Consider the following 22,479-nt stretch of genomic DNA (forward strand, 5'->3'; position numbering starts at 1 on the left):
GGCTGCCGCGATGGTGGAATGGTAGACACGAGGGACTTAAAATCCCTTGGCCCGAAAAGGCTGTGCGGGTTCGAGTCCCGCTCGCGGCACGGACAAAGGATTCGAAGCATATCGAATCCTTTAACGTTTTAAATTAGATAGATCAAAACTTAACATCAAAACATTATTTAAGAGAAAATGAAGAATAAAGGAACTATTTTATTGTCAGCTGTTGCTGTTGCAATGCTGACATCATGTTCGGGAAAGCTTGGTGCACTCTCGGCCGACAATTTCAATGTAACACCAAATCCATTGGAAACACAAGCTGGCGAGGTTTCTGCAACCATCAATGGCATGTTCCCCGAGAAATACATGAAGAAGAAGGCTGTTGTAACTGTTACTCCTCAGCTGCGCTTCCAGACCGTAGATGGTGTGAAGCAGGTGGCTGGCGAGAGCGCTACCTTCCAGGGTGAGAAAGTGCTGGGCAACGACCAGACCATCTCATACCGTCTGGGTGGACGCTACGCTATGAAGAGCACATTTGCTTATCAGCCCGAGATGCAGCAGAGCGAGCTGTACCTCACCTTCGACGCTAAGGTTGGCAAGAAGACTGTAAAGGTGCCCGAAGTGAAGGTTGCCAATGGCGTGATCGCTACCTCTGAGCTCTACAAGCGTGCACTCACTTCTGCACAGGCTGCTGTTGCTCAGGATGCTTTCCAGCGCATCATCGAGAAGAAGCAGGAAGCTAACATCAAGTTCCTCATCGGTCAGGCACAGCTGCGCAAGAGCGAGCTTCAGAACAACTCAGTAAAAGAGTTCGTTCGTCTGCTGAGCACCATCGTTAAGGATCAGGAGGGTATGCTCCTCGATGGCGTTGAGGTTTCTGCATACGCATCACCCGATGGTGGTTACAAGGTGAACGAGCGTCTGGCTGGCAAGCGTCAGGACGTTGCTGAGAAATATGTAGCAAAGGAGATGAAGAAAGCTAAGTTGGATGCAACTGTTGACACTAAATACACTGCAGAGGACTGGGAAGGTTTCCAGGAGCTGGTTGCTGCCAGCGACATCCAGGACAAGGATGTTATCCTGCGCGTGCTTTCTATGTATCAGGATCCTGAGGAGCGCGAGCAGCAGATCAAGAACATCTCTTCTGCTTTCCGCGAGCTGGCCGACGGTATCCTGCCTCAGCTGCGCCGCGCTCGTCTGACCATCAACTACGAGCTGATCGGTCGTGACGACGAGCAGATTCAGGAACAGTTCAAGAGCGATGCTACCAAGCTGAGCATCGAGGAGCTGCTCTATGGTGCTACTCTCGACGAGGACAATGCCGCTGCTGCCGAGGCTTACTACAAGAAGGCTGTAGAGCTCTATCCCAACGATGCTCGTGCCTACAACAACCTGGCCGTACTTGCTTATGCTAAGGGCAACGACAAGGAGGCTAGCCAGTGGGTAGCTAAGGCCCAGAAGCAGAACAACAACCTGGCCGAGGCTAACGCAAACCTGGGTCTGCTGGCACTGAAGCAGGGCGACATGCTGAACGCTGAGAGCTATATTGCAAAGGCTTCAAGCGCTAACGGTCTGCAGGAGGTATTGGGCAACCTGCACCTGGCACAGGGCAAGTATGCACAGGCTGAGCAGGACTTCGGCAACCTGAAGACCAACTCTGCTGCTCTGGCACAGATCCTGAACAAGAACTATCAGGCTGCTGCTAACACTCTGAAGGGCGTTAAGAACGCTGATGCAACAACCTTCTACCTTGCAGCTATCCTCAATGCCCGTACAGGCAACAACGCCGAGGCTGCACAGGCTCTTCAGAAGGCCATCGCTAAGGATCCCACACTGGCAGAATATGCTGCTAAGGATCTCGAACTCGTAAACATTAAGAAATGAGAACCAGAAACTGGTTGTTAATAACGATCATCGGTTGCCTACTCGCTGCTTGCGGCGGGTCAGGCAACCGTTTTCGCCTTGAAGGACAGTTCAAGAACCTGAATCAAGGTGAGTTCTATCTTTATAATCTGGAGCAAGGCACCAAAGACACCATCAAAGTGAACGACGGACGATTCGTTTACGATGTCTATCTCAACGACACCATCACCTATGCCCTGCTCTTCCCCAACTACTCCGAGTTGCCCATTTTCGCCATGCCTGGTGCTACCGTTAAGATGGATGGTGATGTTTCCCATTTGAAAGAAACAAAGATACTGGGCACCCCCGACAACAAGAAGATGACAGACTTCAGACTGCGTATCAACAACATGACACCCCCTGAAGTCAAAAAAAACGCACAGCAGTTTATTGAAGAGAACCCTGCTTCGCCACTCAGTATCTATATGTTGCGACGCTATTTCATCCAAGATACAGATCCTGACTATGCACTGACAGCACGTCTGGCTGCGGCCATTGCTAAAGCGCAACCGGAAAACATCACCATGCAACGTCTAAGTCATCAGCTGGATGCCTTGCGTGGCATTGGACCGAAAGCAAAACTGCCACAGTTCTCGGCGATAGACACAAAAGGAAGAACAGCCACTCAGCAACAGTTGCAAGCCACCGCCAACGTGGTCATCGCATGGGCGGCATGGAGCTATGAATCACAAAACATACTTCATCAGATGCAACGGTTACAGAATGAATATGGCAGTGACCTTGCCATCATGTCTGTCTGCCTAGACGCCACTGCTGAGGAAGGACGCTACGCCCTGGACCGAGACAGTATCAAATGGCCTAACATCTGCGATGGCAAACTGTGGGATTCACCGCTCGTTGCAACCTTAGGAATCACTTCTGTTCCCGGAAATATCATAGCCGACAAACAAGGCAACATTATAGCACGCAACCTATCGGCCTCAGAACTGGAAGAGAAGATCAGAGCCATGATCAAATAACACAAAAAACAAAATAACTAAAACAACCTATGCTCGTCAGAACCTATTGCGCAGCCGTCAATGGACTGGAAGCTACAACCGTAACCAACGAAGTAAACATTGTACGTGGTGTAAACATCCACATGTCGGGTCTTGCTGACACTGCCGTACGCGAGAGTATCGACCGTATTCGTGCAGCACTCAACAACTCTGGCTTTCGTTTTCCCAATGCCGATATCACCATTAACATGGCGCCTGCCGACATTAAGAAGGAAGGCAGTAGTTATGACTTGCCGCTGGCCATCGGCATCCTGGCTGCCGACAATAAGATAGACTGCAGTCAATTGGAACAATTTATGATGGTGGGCGAACTGGGACTTGACGGCCGCCTGAATCCTATTCGCGGCGCTCTGCCCATCGCCATCAAAGCTCGTGCAGACAAATACAAAGGTCTGATTGTGCCTAGTCAGAACGTACGCGAGGCTGCCGTGGTCAACAACCTCGATGTTTATGGCATGGACTCCTTGATGGACGTGGTCAACTTCTTCAATGGCTCATCCATCTATGAACCCCTGAAAATAGATACCCGCAAAGAATTCTACGAGCAACAATGTCATTTTGAATACGATTTCAGCGACGTTCGCGGACAGGAAAGCGTGAAACGTGCGCTCGAGATAGCGGCAGCCGGCGGTCATAACCTGATTATGATTGGCCCTCCAGGCTCAGGTAAATCGATGATGGCTAAGCGTCTGCCCAGCATTCTTCCACCATTATCACTGTCAGAGAGTCTTGAGACCACTCAGATTCACAGCATTGCAGGCAAACTGCCACGCGACACCAGCCTCATCAGTCAGCGCCCTTTCCGCGCACCCCATCACACCATCTCGCAAGTAGCACTCGTGGGTGGTGGCAACAATCCCCAACCAGGTGAGATCTCACTGGCACATAATGGTGTGTTATTCATAGACGAGATGCCAGAGCTCTCGAGAACAGTACTGGAAGTTCTGCGCCAGCCACTGGAAGATCGCAAGATAACCATTAGCCGTGCAAAATATAACGTTGACTACCCTTGTTCGTTCATGCTTATTGCATCCATGAATCCCTGTCCATGCGGATACTACGGAGACCCACTCCATAAATGTGTTTGCACGCCAGGACAGATACAACGCTACATGAACAAGATATCGGGTCCACTGCTCGACCGCATTGACATCCATTGTGAAATACAGGCCGTACCCTTTGCAGAACTCAGCAAGATGCAGCCCGGAGAACCTTCTGCATCCATTCGCGAGCGCGTCATTCGGGCTCGCAACATCCAAACAGAGCGCTTCAGCTCCCTTCCCCAGGGAAAAGGCGGAGCGACGAGCCGCCCCCACTGCAACGCCCAGATGACGGAGCGGATGCTCCACGAGTTTGCCGAGCCCGATGCAGAAAGCCTCGACATGCTGCGCATGGCCATGGAACGCCTGAAACTATCAGCCCGTGCCTACAGCCGCATCCTCAAGGTGGCCCGCACCATCGCCGACCTTGCCGGCTCCGAGAAGGTGCAGTCCATGCACATCGCCGAAGCCATCGGCTACAGAAACTTGGATAGAGGCGACTGGGCAGAGAGAGGTGTATAAGCCCCAGCCGCCAACATGGAATAGAAAGAAAATGGAGGCTTTTCTATTGTTCTTTTGAAGATTATTATTATCTTTGCGCCAATATACCATATTAATATAAATTAAAAGATGAAAGCAATCAGCACTTCAAAGGCTCCCGGAGCCATCGGTCCTTATAGTCAGGCCATCAGAGTCGGAAACCTCGTTTACACCTCAGGTCAGCTTCCCCTGAACCCTGCCACTGGTGCTTTTCCCGAAGGCGGCATTAAAGAACAGACGCAGCAGTCTCTAAACAACGTCAAAGCCATTCTGGAAGAAGCAGGTCTGACGATGAAGAACGTTGTAAAGACCACCGTATTCCTGGCAGACATGAACGACTTTGCCGCCATGAATGAGGTCTATGCCCAGTTCTTCTGCGAGCCCTTCCCTGCCCGCTCAGCCGTAGCGGTGAAGACATTACCAAAGAATGCACTGGTAGAGATTGAGGTGGTGGCTGCTGAATAAGGAGTTGCCATGCAGTGGACCGACAGAATCAGGCAAGTAAAGATTTGGTTGGTAGCGGCAGCAATCATCATAGCCGTTACCTCACTCTTGGTGTCACACCTCCTTGTGCGCGACCTTCAGAAAGAGGAACAACGCAAAATGGATGTGTGGGCACAGGCCATGAATTTTGTCAACCAAGCCGATGAGAACACCGACCTGTCATTGGCCACAGCCGTCATAGAGGGCAACAACACCATCCCCGTCATTGTGCTAAGTGCAGAAGACGAGGTGATGGACTATCGTAACATTGAAGAAGACGTCGATGTGCAGAAGTACGCCCTACGCATGAAAGCCGCTGGTGATACTATCCGCATCGAAGTCTTTGACACCTACCAACTGGTGTGCTACGACGAGTCAACGATGCTGAAACGACTGACCCAGTATCCCTATTGGGCACTGGGCATCGTCATGATCTTTGTGGTGGTGGCCATCTTTGCCCTCCTCTCATCTAAACGGGCAGAGCAGAACAAGGTATGGGTAGGACTTTCGAAAGAGACAGCCCACCAACTGGGCACCCCCATCTCGAGTCTGATGGCATGGGTGGAAGTGCTCAAAGAAACTTATCCACAAGACGAGCTGATACCCGAACTGGAAAACGACGTCAAACGACTGGAGCGCATCGCCGAACGTTTCTCAAAGATTGGTTCACTACCCGAGCCCGTTGACGATTCTGTGAACGAACTTCTGGATCGCGTGATAGCCTATATGGACAAACGCACCTCACAGAAAGTGATCATCAAAGGGCACTACCCCAACCACGACGTCGTAGTGAAGATGAATGCTTCGCTATTCGAGTGGGTTGTAGAGAACCTCTGCAAGAATGCCGTGGACGCCATGGAAGGCGGCAGTGGAAAGATAGACTTGTGGCTTCTGGAGGAAGACGACATCGTGGCTATCGAAGTAGCCGACACAGGCAAGGGTATTAAAAAGAAAGACATCAAAAACGTATTCCGACCGGGCTTCACCACCAAACAGCGCGGATGGGGCTTAGGCCTGTCTTTGGCAAAAAGAATTGTGGAACAATATCACCACGGACACATCTATGTCAAAGATTCAGAGGTAGGTAGAGGCACAACCTTCCGCATCGAAATGCGAAAAAAATCATAATAAATTATTCGTATTTGAAAAAAAGTTTGTAACTTTGCAGCCCGAAATAGTGTGATTATGTGTGGTTTAGAGCGTTTTCTGATTGATTTAAAGGCACTTACCGAGGACGAAACATCCTTGGAATACAGCCTTGATAACCAATTTTTCGAGGCGCTTGAAGGTGCACAGGTGCAAGAAGGCTCGTTGCATGTGTCGGGGTCTATACGCAAGGCCGTCGGCTTTTTTGAGCTTCAACTTCACACCACTGGCACCATTCGCATCCCCTGCGACCGCTGTCTGGACCTGATGGACCAGCCTATAGAGGCCGACTTGCGCTTAGTGATTAAGCTGGGCGACACATACGCCGAGGATGATGACATCATCACAGTGGAGGAGCACGACGCCGTGCTCAACATTGCATGGTTCATCTACGAGTCAATCATACTGGCGGTACCCATCCAGCACGTTCATCAACCTGGCGATTGTAACGATGCAATGATGCGAGTGCTAGAACAGCATTCGGCTGCCCGAAGCAGTGATGCGGACGCACGAGAGATAGACCCGCGGTGGAGTGCACTACTTAAATTAAAAGAAAAAAGTTAAATTTTAAAATAGTAATTCATTATGGCACATCCTAAAAGAAGACAATCAAACACTCGTACCGCCAAGCGTCGTACCCACGACAAGGCTGTAGCTCCTACACTGGCAGTATGCCCTAACTGTGGCGCTTACTATGTTTACCACACAGTATGCCCAACTTGCGGATACTATCGCGGTAAGGTTGCTATCAAGATGGACGAAGAAGTAGCTGAATAAGAATGGGAAAAATTAACGCGATCATCACCGGCGTCGGAGGCTACGTGCCCGACTATGTCCTCACCAACGAGGAATTGTCACGCATGGTCGACACCAACGATGAATGGATTATGACGCGTGTCGGAATCAAGGAGCGCCGAATCCTCACTGAAGAGGGTCTCGGCACTTCTTATATGGCGCGCAAGGCTGCCAAGCAGCTCATGAAGAAGACGGGCGCCGATCCCGATTCTATTGATGCTCTGATTGTAGCCACCTCTACATCCGACTATCACTTTCCATCTACCGCCAGCATCGTCATCGGCAAACTGGGGTTGAAGAACGCCATGGCGTTCGATTTCTCTGCAGCCTGCTGCGGATTCCTCTATTCGCTGAACGTTGCTTCAAGCATGATTCAAAGCGGTCGCTACAAGCGCATCATCCTGATTGGTGCCGACAAGATGTCGTCGGCTACCGACTATAAGGACCGCAACACATGTCCTCTTTTTGGCGATGGTGCTGCCGCAGTGATGCTTGAAGGCACAGAAGAAGAGAATATTGGACTTATAGACTCTTACCTTCGCACCGATGGTATGGGTCTGCCATTCCTTCACATGAAGGCTGGTGGCTCTGTAAGTCCTGCTAGCCATTTCACTGTAGATCACCGCATGCACTACACCTATCAGGAGGGTCGCACGGTGTTCCGCTATGCCGTAACCAACATGAGTGACGACTGTGCACTTATCGCTGAGCGCAACGGTCTGAACAAGGACAACATCAACTGGGTGATTCCTCATCAGGCCAACATGCGTATCATTGAGGCTGTAGCTAAACGCTTGGAACTGCCCATGGATCAAGTGATGGTCAACATTGAACACTACGGTAACACTTCTGCTGCTACTATTCCCTTAGCCATTTGGGAATATGAGTCAAAACTGAAGAAGGGTGACAATATCATCATGACTGCCTTCGGAGCAGGTTTCGTTCATGGAGCCAACTATCTCCGCTGGGCTTATGATGGCAAGTAAACATAACCATTTACAGTATAAAAGAGACGATTTATCTTAATGATATCTCGTCTCTTTTTTATTGTCTCTTCTGAGCGAGAAAGAACTCCCATAAAAATTTGGTTCTTTTATGGCTTCTTAGTAACTTTGCACCCAATTATGCTAAATAATATACTTACACAAGAGGAGTGTCAGCAGATGACAGCCCTCATTAAACAAAGTGAAACGATTGTCATCACTTGCCATCAAAACCCCGATGGCGACGCTTTAGGCTCAAGTTTAGGTTGGGCAGAATACCTACGCGTGGTATTTGGAAAGGAAGCACAAATCATTATTCCCGACCAATATCCCGACTATCTGCAGTGGATGCCTAACACACAAAAGATTGTACGCTTCGACAAGTTCCAACAGGGCTGCGAATGGACCTTAAAGAACTGCGACCTGATATTCTGTCTTGACTTCAACACGGCTTCTCGCGTGGATCAGATGCAACAGGCATTGAGTTCTTCGCCAGCTAGGAAGGTGCTGATAGATCACCATCCCAACCCCGATGTTGACACGGTATTGACCGTATCACACCCCAAGGCTTCTTCCACCTGCGAACTGGTGTTCCGCCTGGTATGGCAGATGGGCGGCTTCGAACAGTTGGATAAAAACTTTGCCATCCCCGTCTATTGCGGCATGATGACAGACACTGGCGGTTTCACCTACAACTCGAGCGACCCAGACATCTTCTTCATCATCGGCGAATTGTTGACTAAGCATATCAACAAAGACAAGATCTATCGCAACGTGTTCCACAACTTCTCCGAGGATCGAATCCGCCTGATGGGCTACGTGATGTATCAGAGTCTGGTTGTTGACAGCGAGAGACACGCCAGTTTCTTCACGCTGACACGCGACGTACTGAAGAAATTCAACTTCGTAAAGGGCGATGCTGAAGGCCTGGTCAACATGCCTCTCCAGATAAAAGGTCATAAGTTGAGCATCTCTTTGCGCGAAGATACCGAGAAGGAGAACACCATCTGGGTGAGCCTGCGCAGTGTTGATCAGTTCCCCTGCAACGAGATGGCAGCTCAATTCTTCAACGGTGGTGGCCATCTGAATGCCTCTGGCGGACGACTTCTCTGTTCTATGGACGAAGCCGTCAACATCACCAAGAGTGCTATTCTGGCCTTCGAGAAGCAACTGAAGTAAAAATGCAAACCGTTAAATAAACACAAGCGGTAACAAATTCTTCACATATTCCAAGCCCTATTCACTTTTATTTCGTATCTTTGCAGTTGATTTTTAGAACAAAAAAAGAAACATGAAGCATACCATCATAGCACTGCTGTCGCTGTTTTGCCTGGCCACCACATTCGTAGCTTGCAACGACTACGAGACCTATGGCGACAAGAAAAATAAAGAGCGCGCTGCTATCAAACAATTTCTGGCTGACTCTGCCATCAACGTGATTAGCGAGGATGTCTTCCACAAGCAGGGCGACATGACCGACAATAGCAAGAACGAGTTCGTGTATATGAACAATACCGGCGTCTATATGCAGATTGTGCATAAAGGCTGCGGCGAGCCCTTGCGCGATGGCGAGAATAGCGACCTGATGGTCAGATTCCTCGAACTGTGTCTGCTGGACTCTACAGCCATCTACAACGACACCGCTCCCTATGATGTTGACGTGATGAACGTGCGTCGTCAAGGCAACGTGTTCACCGCCTCGCTGACAGACGGCGTCATGATGTCGGCCTATAACACAGAGTCTGTACCCACAGGTTGGCTGGTGCCACTGAAGTACGTCAACGTAGGTCGTCCTCGCACCGAAGACGATCACATTGCAAAAGTACGACTAATCGTGCCCCACACCCAAGGTCACAGCGTAGCTAGCAGCTATGTTTACCCCTATTATTACGAAATTAGTTTTGTACGTTCTATTGATATATGACACTGATTAAATCTATTTCAGGTATCCGCGGAACAATCGGCGGACATACGGGCGACACGCTCAACCCACTTGACATCGTTAAGTTCACAACAGCCTACGCCACCTTTATTGGCGGCAAGCGCATCGTAGTAGGTCGCGACGGCCGTATCTCTGGCCCCATGGTTCGCGACGTGGTCTGCGGCACATTGGTTGGCATGGGCTATGAAGTGATTGACATTGGCTTGGCCACCACACCAACCACCGAGTTGGCCGTACGCTGGCACAAGGCCGATGGCGGTATTATCATCACTGCCAGCCACAACCCCACTCAGTGGAATGCGCTGAAGTTGCTGAACAACGAGGGTGAGTTCCTGACTGCAGCCGACGGTGCCGAGGTACTGCGCATAGCAGAAGCTGAAGACTTCAACTACGCCCCTGTAGAGAAGTTGGGACGCGTCATCACCGACGACACCATGAACCAGCAGCACATCCAGTCAGTGCTCAACCTGCGACTGGTTGATGTAGCCGCCATCAAACAGCGCAAGTTCCGTGTCTGTGCAGATACAATCAATTCGGTTGGCGGCATCATCCTGCCCGAGCTTTTCAAGGCCCTTGGCGTGGAGTTCGAGATTCTGAATGGAGAATGCACCGGTCAGTTTGCTCATAATCCCGAGCCATTGGAGAAGAACCTGCAGGGTATCATGGACAAGATGCGTCAGGGAGGCTTCGATCTCGGTATCGTGGTCGATCCCGATGTTGACCGTTTGGCATTCATCTGTGAGGACGGCAAAATGTTTGGTGAAGAATACACACTGGTCAGCGTAGCCGACTACGTGCTGTCACACGACAAGGGCAACACCGTCAGCAACCTGTCTTCTACCCGTGCTCTGCGCGATGTCACCGAGAAACACGGAGGCAAATACACCGCTGCAGCTGTCGGCGAGGTCAACGTCACCACAAAGATGAAAGAGGTGGGCGCCGTTATCGGTGGCGAAGGAAATGGTGGTGTCATCTATCCCGAGAGCCACTACGGTCGCGATGCACTGGTAGGCATCGGCCTGTTCCTGAGCAGTCTGGCTCAGAAAGGCATGAAGGCCAGCGAGCTGCGCAAGACCTTCCCCGATTATCAGATAGCCAAGAACCGCATCGACTTGACGCCTGAGACCGACGTAGATGCCATTCTGGTGAAGGTGAAGGAGATGTTTGCCGGCGATCCCGAGGCTACAGTCAACGATATCGACGGTGTAAAGATTGACTTCCCCACCATGTGGGTTCACCTGCGCAAGTCAAACACGGAGCCTATTATCCGCGTTTACAGCGAGGCTAAAACCATGGAAGAGGCCGATGCCATTGGCAAGAAGTTGATGCAGGTAGTCTATGACATGCAATAAGGCTCACGACATATCACAAGATAAAAGACAGCTGCTTTGCCATTAACAAAGCAGCTGTCTTTTGTTTTCATATCTCTTTATCTTTCTTATCTTCTTAAATACCCTACTCCTTATTATCTACATAAACAAGCGTTCCAACGAGGGGATGATAATTCGTCCGCGAGCCAGTTGAAGCAGTCCTTCGTTCTGCATGGCATTCAGTTCACGCGACACGTCCAACCGGCTATCGCCTACCTCCTGCGCCAGGTGGCGCATCAGGATATGGAACTCCTTCTGTCCGGCAGGATAGGTACAGTGGTCCAACATAAAACGAACGATGCGTTCACGCAGACTCTTCGGCGCGCGCCGCCAAGGCAGATGTGCACGTCGTTGCGACTGTGTGGACAGGAGGTTAAGCATGTTCAATCGGAATATCAGGAAGTCATCGAGCAAACGCAGCACCTCGTCTTTCGATAGAAGGATAAAGTGGGCTTCGGTCAGTGTGTTCACCGTATAGAGATACTGCGGTTGTGCACCAAACAGCACCTCGGGCTGTACCAACCAAGGCGCGTGCACCTGTTCTGTAACCATATAAGTATGATCATCGCTCTGGCGTTCAAACTCAAGTTTTCCACTTATCAGGAAAAGCAGTTGACTGCATGTGTCCCCTTCACGAATAATCGTCTTTCGTGGCGGTTGCTTTTGGAAACCAAACTTCGTATTACCGGCCAACTGCAACAGTTCCGCACGGCTCATGCCTTGGAACAACGGGAATTGTAGCAGTTGGTCGTAGATGCGCATAACGAGAACTATTCAACAATCAAATCCTTCACAGCGTCAGAGTACCACACCACGGGATGCCCCTCCTCATCGCTGTAGATGAGATAGGCAGCCAACTCAGGATGACGCGCCAACAGCTCTTTAGCCTTGTCAACCCCCATCACCATGAACGACGTAGCATAAGCATCGGCCATAGCACACTCGTCGGCAAATACCGTGGCCGACAACAGCGTCAGTTGAACGGGATAGCCCGTACGAGGATCTATCGTATGCGCATACTTCTTACCATCCTTGTAGTAGAAGTTGCGATAGTTGCCACTGGTAGCCATTGCTTTATCCGTGATGCTCAGTACGGCCTGCATCTCGCCGTCAATACTCAGCGAGTCGTCCACAGGCTTCATCACGCCAATGCGCCAAGGCAGGTCATTGGGGCTCTTTCCTTTGACAACCACCTCGCCACCGATCTCCACCATATAGTCTGTAATACCCTTAGCATCGAGCAGACGAGCCACCTCGTCGCAACCAAAGCCCTTGGCTATGGCGCTGAAGTCCAACTGGTCGCGCACCTTCAGCAGGCTGTCCACCTGCTCTTTGGTGGGCAACTGCTCATGTTTGAAACCAAAGCCCCAGGCATTGACCAGCGGTGCCACAGTAATGTCGAAGGCACCCTCTGTCTCTTTATTGACAGTCTGAGCCAACTGATAGAGCGACTTATACATCTCACTCTGTGGCCACTGCTCGCCTCTGTTCAGATGAGAGACCGTCGATTCCTCGTTAAACATCGAGAACTCGCCGTCAACAGCCATCAGTGTTTTTTCAATTTCTTCCTGCAAGTCTTTGTCGTAGGCATAGGTCACGTGATAAACCGTTCCAAAGATCATGCCATTGTTTTTCTGATACTCGTGCGACCGGCAGGCCGACAACAGAACGACACAGAGTGCAGCCAGTAAAACAGTTGTCTGTTTCATCTTTAAATATCAATACTTACGTTAAACGTTGCTCCCAGATTGCCCGTGTCCTGTAGGCCATAACCAGGCACATACCAAGCCTGACCAATCTGATTATCATTGTGCGACATGCGCATGCGATAGCGAACGCTCCACCCCAGATGCAGCGGACCAGCCACCTTGGCATCGATGCCGAACAGCACCTCTGCCCAGTGCTGATAGAGTCGCAGCCCTTTCACGTCGGTGGCAGCATCCCATTGCCATACAGGATCCTGCGTAGCGGGTTCCGAGATGTCCACCTTATAATTCGTATAGGCATAGCGCACACCGGCAAAGATACGATTGCCCGTATGCTTCTTCTTCATGATGTTCACGTCGACACCCACACGAAAATAGGGTGCCTTCGTACGGTAGGTGATATGCGTCACGGCATCATTCTCATGACTGGCCTTGCCATAGCCCACCTCTACAATTGGGAAATACTGGTCATGCAGATTCAGTCGCAACGCACCCTCGTACTGTCCGTAGTCGCCCAACATCATCTGTGCAGCACCCACCAAGTCGGCCGACACTGCAAAGCCTCGAAAGAGGGGCACGCTGTCGCGCTCCAACTTCAAGAAGCCCTGAGCGAATACCGTCTGTTGGCCCATCAGCAGCAACAGACTAATGGCTATTCTTGAAATGTATCTCGATATGTTTCGCTGATATGTCATAGGTCACAGATGGATTGAGAATAAACAAAGTATCGATGGCTACATGCGTGGCGCTGACCTGAGTGATATGATGGAAGAAATGTGTAGCACAGTCAACCGACTCAAAGTGTGGGATATCATCTTTCTTGATCCACACCGTATCAATCGTCATTGCCTTCTGTTTATTGACGATCTGGAATACAAGAGTATCTACAGGCTGACCACTACTCATGGGCAAAGCAAACTTGGTGAGCCCCACCCCACGGTTCAGCAAGATGGTGTCCTGTCGGTCGGCCCTCTTTGTCAGCACGGTCAACGTGTCTTTGAGCGTATCGTTCAGCACATAGTTCACTTCTACCGTGGTCTGTATAGGACAATCTATGCTTGAGCAAGCCACAAGGCCCACTGCTGCCATCATCCACAAAGCCACCCGTCTCAGTTGCATCATATCTTCGTCTCTATCTGATAGTCATTACGATTGTTCGACGTGCGGCTCACCAGGTCACCCAAGAAGCCAGTCAGGAAGAACTGTGTTCCCATCATCATCATGGTCAAAGATATGTAGAAGAAGGGAGACTCCGTGACCAGACGCTCAGGTATTCCCGCAGCCAGACAATAGAGTTTGTTAGCGCCAATGATAAAGGCAGACACAAAACCCACCAGGAACATCAGTGTGCCCAGGAAGCCAAACACGTGCATGGGCTTCTTGCCAAACGTAGAGAGGAACCACAGTGTGAGCAGATCCAGATAGCCATTGACAAAGCGGTTCCACCCCATAAACTTAGAGGTGCCATACTTACGCGCCTGGTGATGCACCACCTTCTCGCCAATCTTGTTGAAACCAGCCTGCTTGGCCAGATAAGGGATATAGCGATGCATCTCGCCATACACCTCAATATTTTTCACCACATCCCGGCGATAGGCCTTCAAACCGCAGTTGAAGTCATGCAGGTTGCGGATGCCACTCACCTTGCGGGCAGTGGCATTAAAGAGCTTGGTGGGCAGTGTTTTCGACAGTGGGTCGTAGCGCTTCTGCTTATAACCGCTCACCAGGTCGTACTTCTCCTCGGTAATCATCCGGTAGAGTGCCGGAATCTCATCGGGTGAGTCCTGCAGATCGGCATCCATCGTGATCACCACATCACCTTGTGCCTCGGCAAAACCACAGTATAGTGCGGGGCTCTTGCCATAGTTACGACGAAACTTGATACCCTTCACCTGAGGCGAACGAGCCTGCAGCTGTTTGATAATCTCCCATGAACCATCGGTAGAGCCATCGCTGATGAAGATCACCTCGTAAGAGAAATTGTTCTCCTGCATCACGCGCTCAATCCAACCGTAAAGTTCGCCAATTGATTCTTCCTCGTTATAAAGAGGTATTACAACTGATATATCCATGCTATTCTTTTGATTATTCAAGAAAACGTTAGCTATTCACACTGGCCTTTCGCTGTAAAAGTCCGGCAATGGGCAATCCCATCACCACGCCCATCATCAAATGAGTGGTGAGCAGGTTCAGCGACAGATCTATCGGGCGCAACGAGCCCAGTGAGTTCAAAGCATCGTCAACCATCTGTTGCATGCCTGCCTGCTTGATAACCTCAGCATTCTCAGGCAGCTCCATCATCTTGGCATACATCGCCAACAGGTAGCCCTGATCCAGGAAGTTGAAGTAGCAGAACTGAGCAATGGCAAAAAGCACTGAGCCATAGAAGAACGACATGATGACGTATGCCCAGGCACGCAGAAACGAGATGTTGCCTTCCAACCCGTAGTCACGGAAGTGTTTCAAGCGCTTCCATACGAGTATTGGCGTGGCAAAAGCCAATAATAAAGCCACAAGACTTAAGGTCGGTGTGGCCAGTCCTAAAAGGTAAAAGGCAAAGCTGGCAATCCAGAGAAGTGCCAACCAGAACCCGTCTGAACGGGCAAAGGCCTTTAACTGTATATAGTCCGTTGGGGTCAATTAATTAACTATTTTGAATTATAACATGAAAAACGATGCAAATATACGCATTTTCCGCCACATAACACGGACGTTGTCTTAAAAAATAGTTAAAACAATAAAAATCCCAACTATTCATTCTTAATTCTTAATTTTATTATGTACCTTTGCACCCGCTTAAAAGCAACCACGGGTAAGTCCTGTACGGCCAGCTCCCTTGGAATCCCCCAGGACGGGAACGTAGCAAGGGTACTTGGTTGTAGCGGCGCGATATAGATCGCTTACCCACCCGCCTCTTTAGCTCAGTTGGCCAGAGCACGTGATTTGTAATCTCGGGGTCGTTGGTTCGAATCCGACAAGAGGCTCACCCAAATGAAAAAGGACAGACGCAACGTCTGTCCTTTTTTGTTTTCTATAGGTCGTTGGCCACCATCGCTGCTTGATGAATGCGGTTGCCCATGCCGATGCCATCGCGCATATTTCCTGCCAATATCAAACCAGGATATTGCTGTTCGATACAGGTTATAGCTTCAAATCGCTTACCGCTATCCTCACCATACTGAGGTATGGCGCGCTCATGACGGAAGATGCGTATCATGTCGGGCGTCATCGTCTCTGGATATTTCAGCATTGAATGGAATGCCTCGATCACCATCTCACGTATCTCGCCATCGCTCTTCTTCAGATAGTCAGCATGGCGGACGCCACCCATGAAGTAGGAAAAGAGCGCACCGCCCTCTGGAGCTCGCTCTACGAAGCATGCCGAGGGGAAGAGTATGCCCAGCAACTTCTGTTGTTCTTTGCTGGGAACCAGACCGCCAAAGGCGGGATAGTCCAGTCCTTGCGTATCGCGAACACCCACACTTACCTGAATCACGGGGGCATAATAGAGGCTGCTGATAGGTTTCATGAGGGTATCAGGGATAAAGGGCAGCAACTCTGGCAGCGCATAAGCACCTACCGCGGTGATCACGCGGCGGCACACCACCTCATCCTGACCGTCGTTATAGCTCACACGCCAGGTGCCTCCTTCGTTTGGCTGCACCTTGATATGCTGAGCGCCCGTCACGATGTCGGCACCCTGTGCCAGGGCATCCACCATTTTCTGCAGACCACCATGAGCGGAGAACACCTTCTTCGTGACCAGTCGGTCGCGATCGGTCTTAGGTTCCTTTCGCTTGGCAATGGCGCCACGCACAAAACTACCATAGTTGGCTTCCAGATTATAGAGTTTGGGCAGGGCAAAGCGTGTGGTCAACTTCATCGGGTCGCCGGCATAGACGCCCGACACGAATGGGTCAACAGCATATTCAAAGAACGAGCGTCCCAGTCGTCGCTGAGCCAGAGAGCCTACCGACTCGTTAGGGTCGGTACCTTTCTTGCGCCATGGTTCTCCCAGAATGCGGAACTTATCCTTCAGGGTGAACAGTGGTGTGGTGACTGCCGACACGAGGCCCGAGGGGAGCGCATGAAACTTACGTCCCTTCCATATCAGGCGTCGCTTAGACGACTCGCGGGCGGTCTCCAGCTCACAGCGTCCTGCCAGGTCCTGAAACAGTTCTGTCACCTCTGGAAACGAGACCACACCGGTGTTAGGACCACTTTCAAACGTAAAGCCATCCTCAGTAAAGGTGCGTATCTGTCCGCCCACGCGGTTCTCCTTCTCTAATACGAGGACATCACGCCCTTTCTTACGCAGGTTGAAAGCCGTAGCAAGACCGGTCAGTCCTGCACCAATAACTACGATATCACGTTCTTGCTTCATCATTTATATCGGGTTAGAAAATTGTTTGTCTGTATGTTGTACCAACGGATCCAGGGCTGCTGCCACACATCTCACCAGTGGTCGGCCTTCGCTATGCACCAGGATGTGCTGGTCGTCGAAGTCCAGAATGCCGTCATGGGCCATCTCCTTCAGGCGCGCCTCGTCATAACAGCAGGCACTGCGCAGTGCATCTACCGTGACACCCAGGCGTTCGGCCACATCCTCCCAGTTCAGAGTGTAGTTGCACATCAGCGTCTCAACCACCTCGCGCACCATCTTCTGGTCGTTGGTGAGCTGACATCCACGACGGATGTATAACTGCTGACGACCGATAGTTTCTATATACTCCTTGATATCACGTCCGTTTTGTGCATAGGCATCGTCCAACTGGCTGATGGCTGTCACGCCAAAGGCATAGACCTGTGCGGTGGTGCGGCGCGTGCAATAGCCTTGGAAGTTGCGGTGCAACGCGCCCGACTGCAATGCCGTGAAGAGTTCATCTTCGGGCAACACGAAGTGGTCCAGTCCGATACGTTGATAGCCCGCCTGTGTCAAGACACTGGTTGCCACCTCAAACATGCGGTTCTTCTCTTCGGCAGAAGGCAGACCGATGCGGTCCAGTATCTGCTGACGTGGGAAGAGCTTGGGCAGATGCGCATACGAGAACGTGACCAGACGGTCGGGACGCAAGGCGGCAGCCTGCTCAATGGTCTGCTGGAAAGAGTCGGCCGACTGATGTGGCAGGCCATAGATAAAGTCGAAATTAACCGTCGCACCCGATGCCCGCAGAATGTCAAGCACGGTCTTCATCGGCAGTAGCGATGGCCTGCGGTTGACAGCCTTCAGCACCTCTTCCTTCAGGTCCTGCATGCCAATGCTATAGCGTGTGAATCCACAGGTGGTCAACTGCTGCCAGGCTTGTTCGTCCAGATAGCCGGGGTGGCACTCAATGGCAATCTCGGGCCGGTCGATGACGGGAGCGATACTGAGCAGATGCTCGTTCAGTTCCTTGATCATCTCAATAGGTATCGATGTTGGACTGCCACCACCATAGTGTATCTGAGCAATCTTACGATTGCGGTCTATATGTTTGGCCACCAGATCGATCTCCTGATGCAAGGCTTCCACGTAGGCTTTCACCGTCTCGGGTGCTGCTGCGGGGTAAGAGTTACAACCGCAGTAGTGACACAGATGGCGACAAAAGGGGATATGCAGATAGAACGAGATCTGGTTCTGTCGGGCCTTGTCTGATGCCTCCACCGCACGCAGATAGTCAGCCTCAGAGAAATCTCCGAAGTAGTTGGCTGGTGGATAGCTGGTGTATCGAGGCACCGGCTTATTGTATTTTTGAATAATCTCTGGTTGCATGATTATTTTCTAAAGAATACGAGGATATATAATAGTGAGACGACGGCGATGACACATTCGGTGAGGAAAAGACCGTGATAACCAAAATGATCTGCCACGCCGCCACTCAGAGAAGCAATGAGGATGCCACTCAGATGGGTCAGCACGGTCTGAATGGTGAAGTCGGTACCTTCGCGTCCTTTTCGCACGCATTCCATGGCCGAGGTATAAACCACGATGGTGGCCATGCCATAGCTGGACCACATCAGGACGATACCAAAGTAGAGCAGCCATGCTGAGGGCTGTGACACGTATGACATTGCGAGGAAATAGAGTGTGGTCAGCACGATAAACAGGGCAAAAAGCACGCGCGAAGCATGCACGCCGATGCGGCGCACCAGAAAACCGGCGCCAAACGAGGCGCAGAATGCTGCCGATGTACCTACCATGCCGCTCATCACACCGATTTCTTTCATCGTGTAGCCCAAATCTACCAGCCATGGGCGCATCATCGACAGGATACCGATAATGCTGGCGTAGTAGAGCAAGAGGAAACCTATCTGGCGCCAGATGCCACGCTGTGCAAAGAACGAGGCGAAGTCGCTCCACTTGGCACGTTCCTTCGTCGTCTTAGCCACAATCTCGGGTTCACGGCGCATGATCAGCGGAACCAGCATCAGCAGCACGAAAGCACCCAGACACAGGGTGACGCTACGCCATCCGAAGGCGTGTAGTATCAGCAGCAAGAGGCCACTGCCTATCAGGGCACCACCAAAGCTGCCCATCGACTGCATGCTGTTCACCATGCTCTTATCCTTGCCTCCGTGCATCAGGATGGCCAGCGCATCGGTGGCAATATCTTGTGTGGCAGATGCCACTAGCGACAGACATACCAGTGCTATGATCAGATAGAGGTTGTTGTTCACATCCAGCAGACCTGCCAAAACGATGAACAGTGCATACACACACTCGCTGCCAATGATGCAGCGACGGAAGTCGCGACCCGTCAGACAGTGGCGGTCCACCACTGGCGACCATAAGAACTTCAACACCCATGGCAACTTCACCAACTGCAGCAGTCCGATGGTGGCCAACGAGTAGTGAGCCTCGCGCATCATCACCTGCAGCGCCGTAGCAAAGAAGCTGGATGGAATACTCTGGGCAATGTAAAGGCAGAAGAACATCGTTAAGCCGATGCCTCCTCTGCCCTCTTTATTTATTATGTGGTTAATCTTTGTTTGAACTTCTGATTGCATATATGTATTTAGATATCAAAAATCAGCGATGTGCCGAAAGATACAGGGCGGCCCTGCTGCCCGTAGCCCTGACTGGTCTTGAAGTAGTAAGTCAGGTAGTCTGTATTCGTCAGGTTCTTACCCCACGCCTCCCAAGTCAGTCGGCCTGAGGTCACGCTCACCTTGGCATCGAGCAGTGCATAGAAGCGCTGGTTTACCAGATTGTCTTCGTTCCAATAGATCTTACCCATGCCGTTCACACCTGCACTCAGCACGATGCGGTCGATCGCCGAACAGCCTGGCAGGATGGTATAGGCACCTCTGAGAGCGAGGGTCTGACGTGGCACAAGGGGCAACATCTTGCCAGTGTAGCTGACGGTCTCGCTTTTCTTATAGTCCAGGAAGCGCGCATACGTATAACCATAGGTCAGGCGGAAGGTCAGCGGCTGCCAGGGGCGAATCGTCATACCAAGCTCCACGCCCTTGCTGTCCGAGTGACCAGCATTGCGGGTGATGTTACCCACGCCGGGAACGGTCTGTGTGATCTGCTGATGGCGCCAGTCCACATAAAACAGCGTCAGGTCAGCCTGCAGCGCATGATTGAAGAAGGTTGTCTTAGCACCCACTTCATAGTTCCAGTTGTACTCGGGGTCGTAGGTACGCTCATTGTCCTCGATGAAGGTAGAGTTGAAGCCACCGGTCTTATAACCTCTGGTCAGCGAACCATAGATCATATAGTCATCATTAAACTGATACTCGAGCGTAAACTTCGGCGTCAGCTGTGTGAAGTTCAACTTACTATTGTAGGAATCTGCAGGTGTGCCCAGCACGCGATCCCATGCCGAGGCTGTCCTGTAGGCCTGATAGTCTTCCTTGGCATGCTCATAGTCGAAGCGCAAGCCCAACTTGGCTTTCAGTCCGGCAAGGAGCTTCAACGCAGACTGATGATATACAGACACGCCCGTTGTAGGACTGTCATAATACTTTGGTGTGCAGTAGTTCTGCGCAATATAGGTGGTGTAGAGCGCTTTCTTGTAGCTGTCGCTAAAGAAGAATGCACCAAACATCCATTGATAGGCACTCTTGGTGGTCGATTTGATGGTCAGCTCTTCGCTGAAGATATTCTGGCGAACACTCTGGTTCACCCAGTAATTATCTTTGGGTGTAAAGTCTTGATCAATGCCCTGCTGGTCGTCAATATACTGATAGGCCGTCTGACTGTTGAAGCTGAAGCCATTGCCATCGTAGCGGGCATTCAGGCCTGCCGTGGTCAACTGGCGCAGATAGGAACTGTAACGATTATAGTTAATGCTGCCAGACTCACGGGTTTCGGGATTGTAAGTAGAATAGGGATAGCCACCCTGGTCACTGTTTCTATAGCTCAGGTCGGCCACCAGTGTCCAGCGCTCAGTGGGTTTCAGGAACACACGTCCACGCAGATAACCCTCGTTGAACTTATCAATCTTACTACCATCAAACGCATTGCGGAAGTATCCATCGTTGTGATGATAGCAGCCATTCACGGCAAAGGCCACCTTTTCGCTCACCTTGTTATAGTGACTGGCGTTCACCACGGCATCGTTGTGCCGGCCATAACCCACTTTGATGCGGGTACCTTGATAGTCAAAGGGCGAACGGGTGTAGGCATTGATAATACCACCAATGCAGTTGCGACCATAGAGCGTGCCTTGTGGGCCACGCAGCACCTCCAGCGACGACAGGTCAAAGAGGTCATCATCAAAGGCCGAGCGCTCCATGTGGGGCACTCCGTCAATATAGAAGCCCACGGTAGGGCCATTGGTCTTTGAACCCACGCCACGCACAAAGACGGGTGAGTTCTGGCGTGTGCCATAGTCTGGAATAAAGAAATTAGGCACGATATAGCCCAGATCCTTCACACTGGTCATCTCCGACTGACGGATCACAGAACTTGATAGCGACGTGATGGACAGGGCCTCCTTACTGGTGGGATCCTGTTTAAAGCCAACCACGGTCAGCTCGTTCATGTTCAACTGACGAGCCACCATCGTATCGCCAACCTCTTCGATTCCCTCTGCCACAGCGCTGACGGGGAATAACAACGCACATAAAAACCTTACATTCATATAACTCGATATGTTCGTATTGATTGCGGGTGCAAAGTTACACATTTCTCGACACCTGCGCAATCCCCATTTATATGGATTTTTGGTTGTTACCGTACGAATCACACCAACCAAACCATGATAAATCATCAACAAAAAACACCTAAGCATAACAAACGAAATAAAAAAAGAGCCCTGACTCAGTGTTGAATCAGGGCTCTCTGTAAAGATGGCGGCCTCCTACTCTCCCGCATTGCATTGCAGTACCATCGGCGCAAGCGGGCTTAACTTCTCTGTTCGGAATGGGAAGAGGTGGGACCCCGCCGCAATAACCACCTAATATTCGTTTCGTATTGACAATTGACAATTGATAATTGACAATTACGTCAACCGTATAGGTAGACATCTTGCACACAAGAACTGATAGTATAACCATAAGGCAAAACCATACAGTTGAAAGTAAAAGCGCGTTTAAGCGAAAGCTTTCGGGCAATTAGTACAGCTCGGCTTTGACGTCA

At 50.8% G+C, this 22,479-nt stretch carries 21 protein-coding genes, 2 tRNA genes and 1 rRNA gene; 13 read left to right on the forward strand and 11 right to left on the reverse strand.

Annotation, left to right across the window (positions count from 1 at the left end):
- Positions 1–4: 4 nt before the first annotated feature.
- The 12 genes from T496_RS0112905 to glmM all read left to right on the forward strand — a co-directional run bounded on the left by T496_RS0112905 (position 5) and on the right by glmM (position 11,187).
- A tRNA-Leu gene (locus T496_RS0112905) sits at positions 5–89 on the forward strand.
- Between the two features lie 88 nt (positions 90–177).
- Positions 178–1,869 carry a tetratricopeptide repeat protein gene (locus tag T496_RS0112910; protein ID WP_027451126.1) on the forward strand — a complete coding sequence of 564 codons (1,692 nt, stop codon included), beginning with the start codon at positions 178–180 and terminating at the stop codon, positions 1,867–1,869.
- On the forward strand, positions 1,866–2,867 hold the full coding sequence (locus tag T496_RS0112915; protein ID WP_027451127.1) for a DUF4369 domain-containing protein: 1,002 nt from the start codon (positions 1,866–1,868) through the stop codon (positions 2,865–2,867). The genes T496_RS0112910 and T496_RS0112915 overlap by 4 nt, the downstream gene beginning before the upstream one ends.
- 29 nt (positions 2,868–2,896) lie before the next feature.
- Positions 2,897–4,468 carry a YifB family Mg chelatase-like AAA ATPase gene (locus T496_RS0112920; RefSeq protein WP_027451128.1) on the forward strand — a complete coding sequence of 524 codons (1,572 nt, stop codon included), beginning with the start codon at positions 2,897–2,899 and terminating at the stop codon, positions 4,466–4,468.
- Positions 4,469–4,576: 108 nt separating this feature from the next.
- Positions 4,577–4,951 (forward strand): RidA family protein, encoded by a 375-nt coding sequence (locus T496_RS0112925; RefSeq protein WP_027451129.1) that lies wholly within the window; start codon positions 4,577–4,579, stop codon positions 4,949–4,951.
- A 9-nt stretch (positions 4,952–4,960) separates the two neighbouring features.
- Complete coding sequence (locus T496_RS0112930; protein WP_027451130.1) at positions 4,961–6,097, forward strand: sensor histidine kinase; 1,137 nt, start codon at positions 4,961–4,963, stop codon at positions 6,095–6,097.
- A gap of 117 nt (positions 6,098–6,214) precedes the next feature.
- The gene (locus T496_RS0112935) at positions 6,215–6,679 is read left to right on the forward strand and encodes a YceD family protein (RefSeq protein ID WP_316928900.1); all 465 of its coding nucleotides are present in this window, start codon (positions 6,215–6,217) and stop codon (positions 6,677–6,679) included.
- A 21-nt stretch (positions 6,680–6,700) separates the two neighbouring features.
- The gene (gene rpmF, locus T496_RS14795) at positions 6,701–6,892 is read left to right on the forward strand and encodes a 50S ribosomal protein L32 (protein WP_081778395.1); all 192 of its coding nucleotides are present in this window, start codon (positions 6,701–6,703) and stop codon (positions 6,890–6,892) included.
- A gap of 2 nt (positions 6,893–6,894) precedes the next feature.
- The gene (locus T496_RS0112940) at positions 6,895–7,896 is read left to right on the forward strand and encodes a beta-ketoacyl-ACP synthase III (protein ID WP_027451132.1); all 1,002 of its coding nucleotides are present in this window, start codon (positions 6,895–6,897) and stop codon (positions 7,894–7,896) included.
- 138 nt (positions 7,897–8,034) lie between these two features.
- Entirely contained in the window at positions 8,035–9,072 is a 1,038-nt protein-coding gene (locus T496_RS0112945; RefSeq protein WP_027451133.1) for a DHH family phosphoesterase, read from the forward strand.
- A 112-nt stretch (positions 9,073–9,184) separates the two neighbouring features.
- On the forward strand, positions 9,185–9,817 hold the full coding sequence (locus T496_RS0112950; RefSeq protein ID WP_027451134.1) for a DUF4827 domain-containing protein: 633 nt from the start codon (positions 9,185–9,187) through the stop codon (positions 9,815–9,817).
- Positions 9,814–11,187 carry a phosphoglucosamine mutase gene (glmM, locus tag T496_RS0112955; RefSeq protein ID WP_027451135.1) on the forward strand — a complete coding sequence of 458 codons (1,374 nt, stop codon included), beginning with the start codon at positions 9,814–9,816 and terminating at the stop codon, positions 11,185–11,187. Before T496_RS0112950 ends, glmM begins: the two co-directional genes overlap by 4 nt.
- Positions 11,188–11,304: 117 nt before the next feature.
- Here the strand turns inward: glmM and T496_RS0112960 are convergent, their stop codons facing one another.
- From T496_RS0112960 to T496_RS0112985, 6 genes are read right to left on the reverse strand one after another with little or no spacing between them, the layout of a single operon-like run.
- Complete coding sequence (locus T496_RS0112960) at positions 11,305–11,967, reverse strand: Crp/Fnr family transcriptional regulator (protein WP_044111288.1); 663 nt, start codon at positions 11,965–11,967, stop codon at positions 11,305–11,307.
- An 8-nt stretch (positions 11,968–11,975) separates the two neighbouring features.
- A complete protein-coding gene (locus tag T496_RS0112965) occupies positions 11,976–12,914 on the reverse strand; it encodes an FAD:protein FMN transferase (RefSeq protein WP_027451137.1) in 939 nt (312 codons plus the stop codon).
- 2 nt (positions 12,915–12,916) lie between these two features.
- Positions 12,917–13,606 carry a DUF6048 family protein gene (locus T496_RS0112970; protein WP_027451138.1) on the reverse strand — a complete coding sequence of 230 codons (690 nt, stop codon included), beginning with the start codon at positions 13,604–13,606 and terminating at the stop codon, positions 12,917–12,919.
- On the reverse strand, positions 13,557–14,033 hold the full coding sequence (locus T496_RS0112975; protein WP_231478056.1) for a DUF6452 family protein: 477 nt from the start codon (positions 14,031–14,033) through the stop codon (positions 13,557–13,559). The genes T496_RS0112970 and T496_RS0112975 overlap by 50 nt, the downstream gene beginning before the upstream one ends.
- Positions 14,030–14,983, reverse strand: coding sequence for a glycosyltransferase family 2 protein (locus T496_RS0112980; protein WP_027451140.1), 954 nt, complete (start codon positions 14,981–14,983; stop codon positions 14,030–14,032). Before T496_RS0112980 ends, T496_RS0112975 begins: the two co-directional genes overlap by 4 nt.
- Before the next feature lie 28 nt (positions 14,984–15,011).
- Positions 15,012–15,551 carry a DUF4199 domain-containing protein gene (locus T496_RS0112985; protein ID WP_027451141.1) on the reverse strand — a complete coding sequence of 180 codons (540 nt, stop codon included), beginning with the start codon at positions 15,549–15,551 and terminating at the stop codon, positions 15,012–15,014.
- A 270-nt stretch (positions 15,552–15,821) separates the two neighbouring features.
- Here T496_RS0112985 and T496_RS0112990 point away from each other — a divergent pair.
- Positions 15,822–15,895 (forward strand) — tRNA-Thr (locus T496_RS0112990).
- Positions 15,896–15,942: 47 nt separating this feature from the next.
- On the opposite strand, the gene hemG is transcribed toward T496_RS0112990, so the two are convergent.
- From hemG to rrf, 5 genes are all read right to left on the reverse strand, one after another.
- Positions 15,943–17,298 (reverse strand): protoporphyrinogen oxidase, encoded by a 1,356-nt coding sequence (gene hemG, locus T496_RS0112995; protein ID WP_027451142.1) that lies wholly within the window; start codon positions 17,296–17,298, stop codon positions 15,943–15,945.
- Positions 17,299–18,663: an oxygen-independent coproporphyrinogen III oxidase gene (gene hemN, locus T496_RS0113000; RefSeq protein WP_027451143.1), complete on the reverse strand. Its 1,365-nt coding sequence runs from the start codon at positions 18,661–18,663 to the stop codon at positions 17,299–17,301.
- Positions 18,664–18,665: 2 nt separating this feature from the next.
- Positions 18,666–19,874 carry an MFS transporter gene (locus tag T496_RS0113005; RefSeq protein WP_027451144.1) on the reverse strand — a complete coding sequence of 403 codons (1,209 nt, stop codon included), beginning with the start codon at positions 19,872–19,874 and terminating at the stop codon, positions 18,666–18,668.
- Positions 19,875–19,906: 32 nt separating this feature from the next.
- Positions 19,907–21,982, reverse strand: a complete 2,076-nt coding sequence (locus tag T496_RS0113010; protein ID WP_081783674.1) for a TonB-dependent receptor — start codon at positions 21,980–21,982, stop codon at positions 19,907–19,909.
- A 206-nt stretch (positions 21,983–22,188) separates the two neighbouring features.
- Positions 22,189–22,301 (reverse strand): 5S ribosomal RNA (gene rrf, locus T496_RS0113015).
- Positions 22,302–22,479: the final 178 nt, after the last annotated feature.

The sequence above is a fragment of the Xylanibacter brevis P6B11 genome (assembly GCF_000621825.1).
GTDB lineage: Bacteria > Bacteroidota > Bacteroidia > Bacteroidales > Bacteroidaceae > Prevotella > Prevotella brevis.

Bases quoted from the DNA above. Each gene is read 5' to 3' on its own strand.
- T496_RS0112910 (WP_027451126.1), top strand. From the start codon at position 178: ATGAAGAATAAAGGAACTATTTTATTGTCAGCTGTTGCTGTTGCAATG.
- T496_RS0112915 (WP_027451127.1), top strand. From the start codon at position 1,866: ATGAGAACCAGAAACTGGTTGTTAATAACGATCATCGGTTGCCTACTC.
- T496_RS0112920 (WP_027451128.1), top strand. From the start codon at position 2,897: ATGCTCGTCAGAACCTATTGCGCAGCCGTCAATGGACTGGAAGCTACA.
- T496_RS0112925 (WP_027451129.1), top strand. From the start codon at position 4,577: ATGAAAGCAATCAGCACTTCAAAGGCTCCCGGAGCCATCGGTCCTTAT.
- T496_RS0112930 (WP_027451130.1), top strand. From the start codon at position 4,961: ATGCAGTGGACCGACAGAATCAGGCAAGTAAAGATTTGGTTGGTAGCG.
- rpmF (WP_081778395.1), top strand. From the start codon at position 6,701: ATGGCACATCCTAAAAGAAGACAATCAAACACTCGTACCGCCAAGCGT.
- T496_RS0112940 (WP_027451132.1), top strand. From the start codon at position 6,895: ATGGGAAAAATTAACGCGATCATCACCGGCGTCGGAGGCTACGTGCCC.
- T496_RS0112945 (WP_027451133.1), top strand. From the start codon at position 8,035: ATGCTAAATAATATACTTACACAAGAGGAGTGTCAGCAGATGACAGCC.
- T496_RS0112950 (WP_027451134.1), top strand. From the start codon at position 9,185: ATGAAGCATACCATCATAGCACTGCTGTCGCTGTTTTGCCTGGCCACC.
- glmM (WP_027451135.1), top strand. From the start codon at position 9,814: ATGACACTGATTAAATCTATTTCAGGTATCCGCGGAACAATCGGCGGA.
- T496_RS0112960 (WP_044111288.1), bottom strand. From the start codon at position 11,967: ATGCGCATCTACGACCAACTGCTACAATTCCCGTTGTTCCAAGGCATG.
- T496_RS0112965 (WP_027451137.1), bottom strand. From the start codon at position 12,914: ATGAAACAGACAACTGTTTTACTGGCTGCACTCTGTGTCGTTCTGTTG.
- T496_RS0112970 (WP_027451138.1), bottom strand. From the start codon at position 13,606: ATGACATATCAGCGAAACATATCGAGATACATTTCAAGAATAGCCATT.
- T496_RS0112975 (WP_231478056.1), bottom strand. From the start codon at position 14,033: ATGATGCAACTGAGACGGGTGGCTTTGTGGATGATGGCAGCAGTGGGC.
- T496_RS0112980 (WP_027451140.1), bottom strand. From the start codon at position 14,983: ATGGATATATCAGTTGTAATACCTCTTTATAACGAGGAAGAATCAATT.
- hemG (WP_027451142.1), bottom strand. From the start codon at position 17,298: ATGATGAAGCAAGAACGTGATATCGTAGTTATTGGTGCAGGACTGACC.
- hemN (WP_027451143.1), bottom strand. From the start codon at position 18,663: ATGCAACCAGAGATTATTCAAAAATACAATAAGCCGGTGCCTCGATAC.
- T496_RS0113010 (WP_081783674.1), bottom strand. From the start codon at position 21,982: ATGAATGTAAGGTTTTTATGTGCGTTGTTATTCCCCGTCAGCGCTGTG.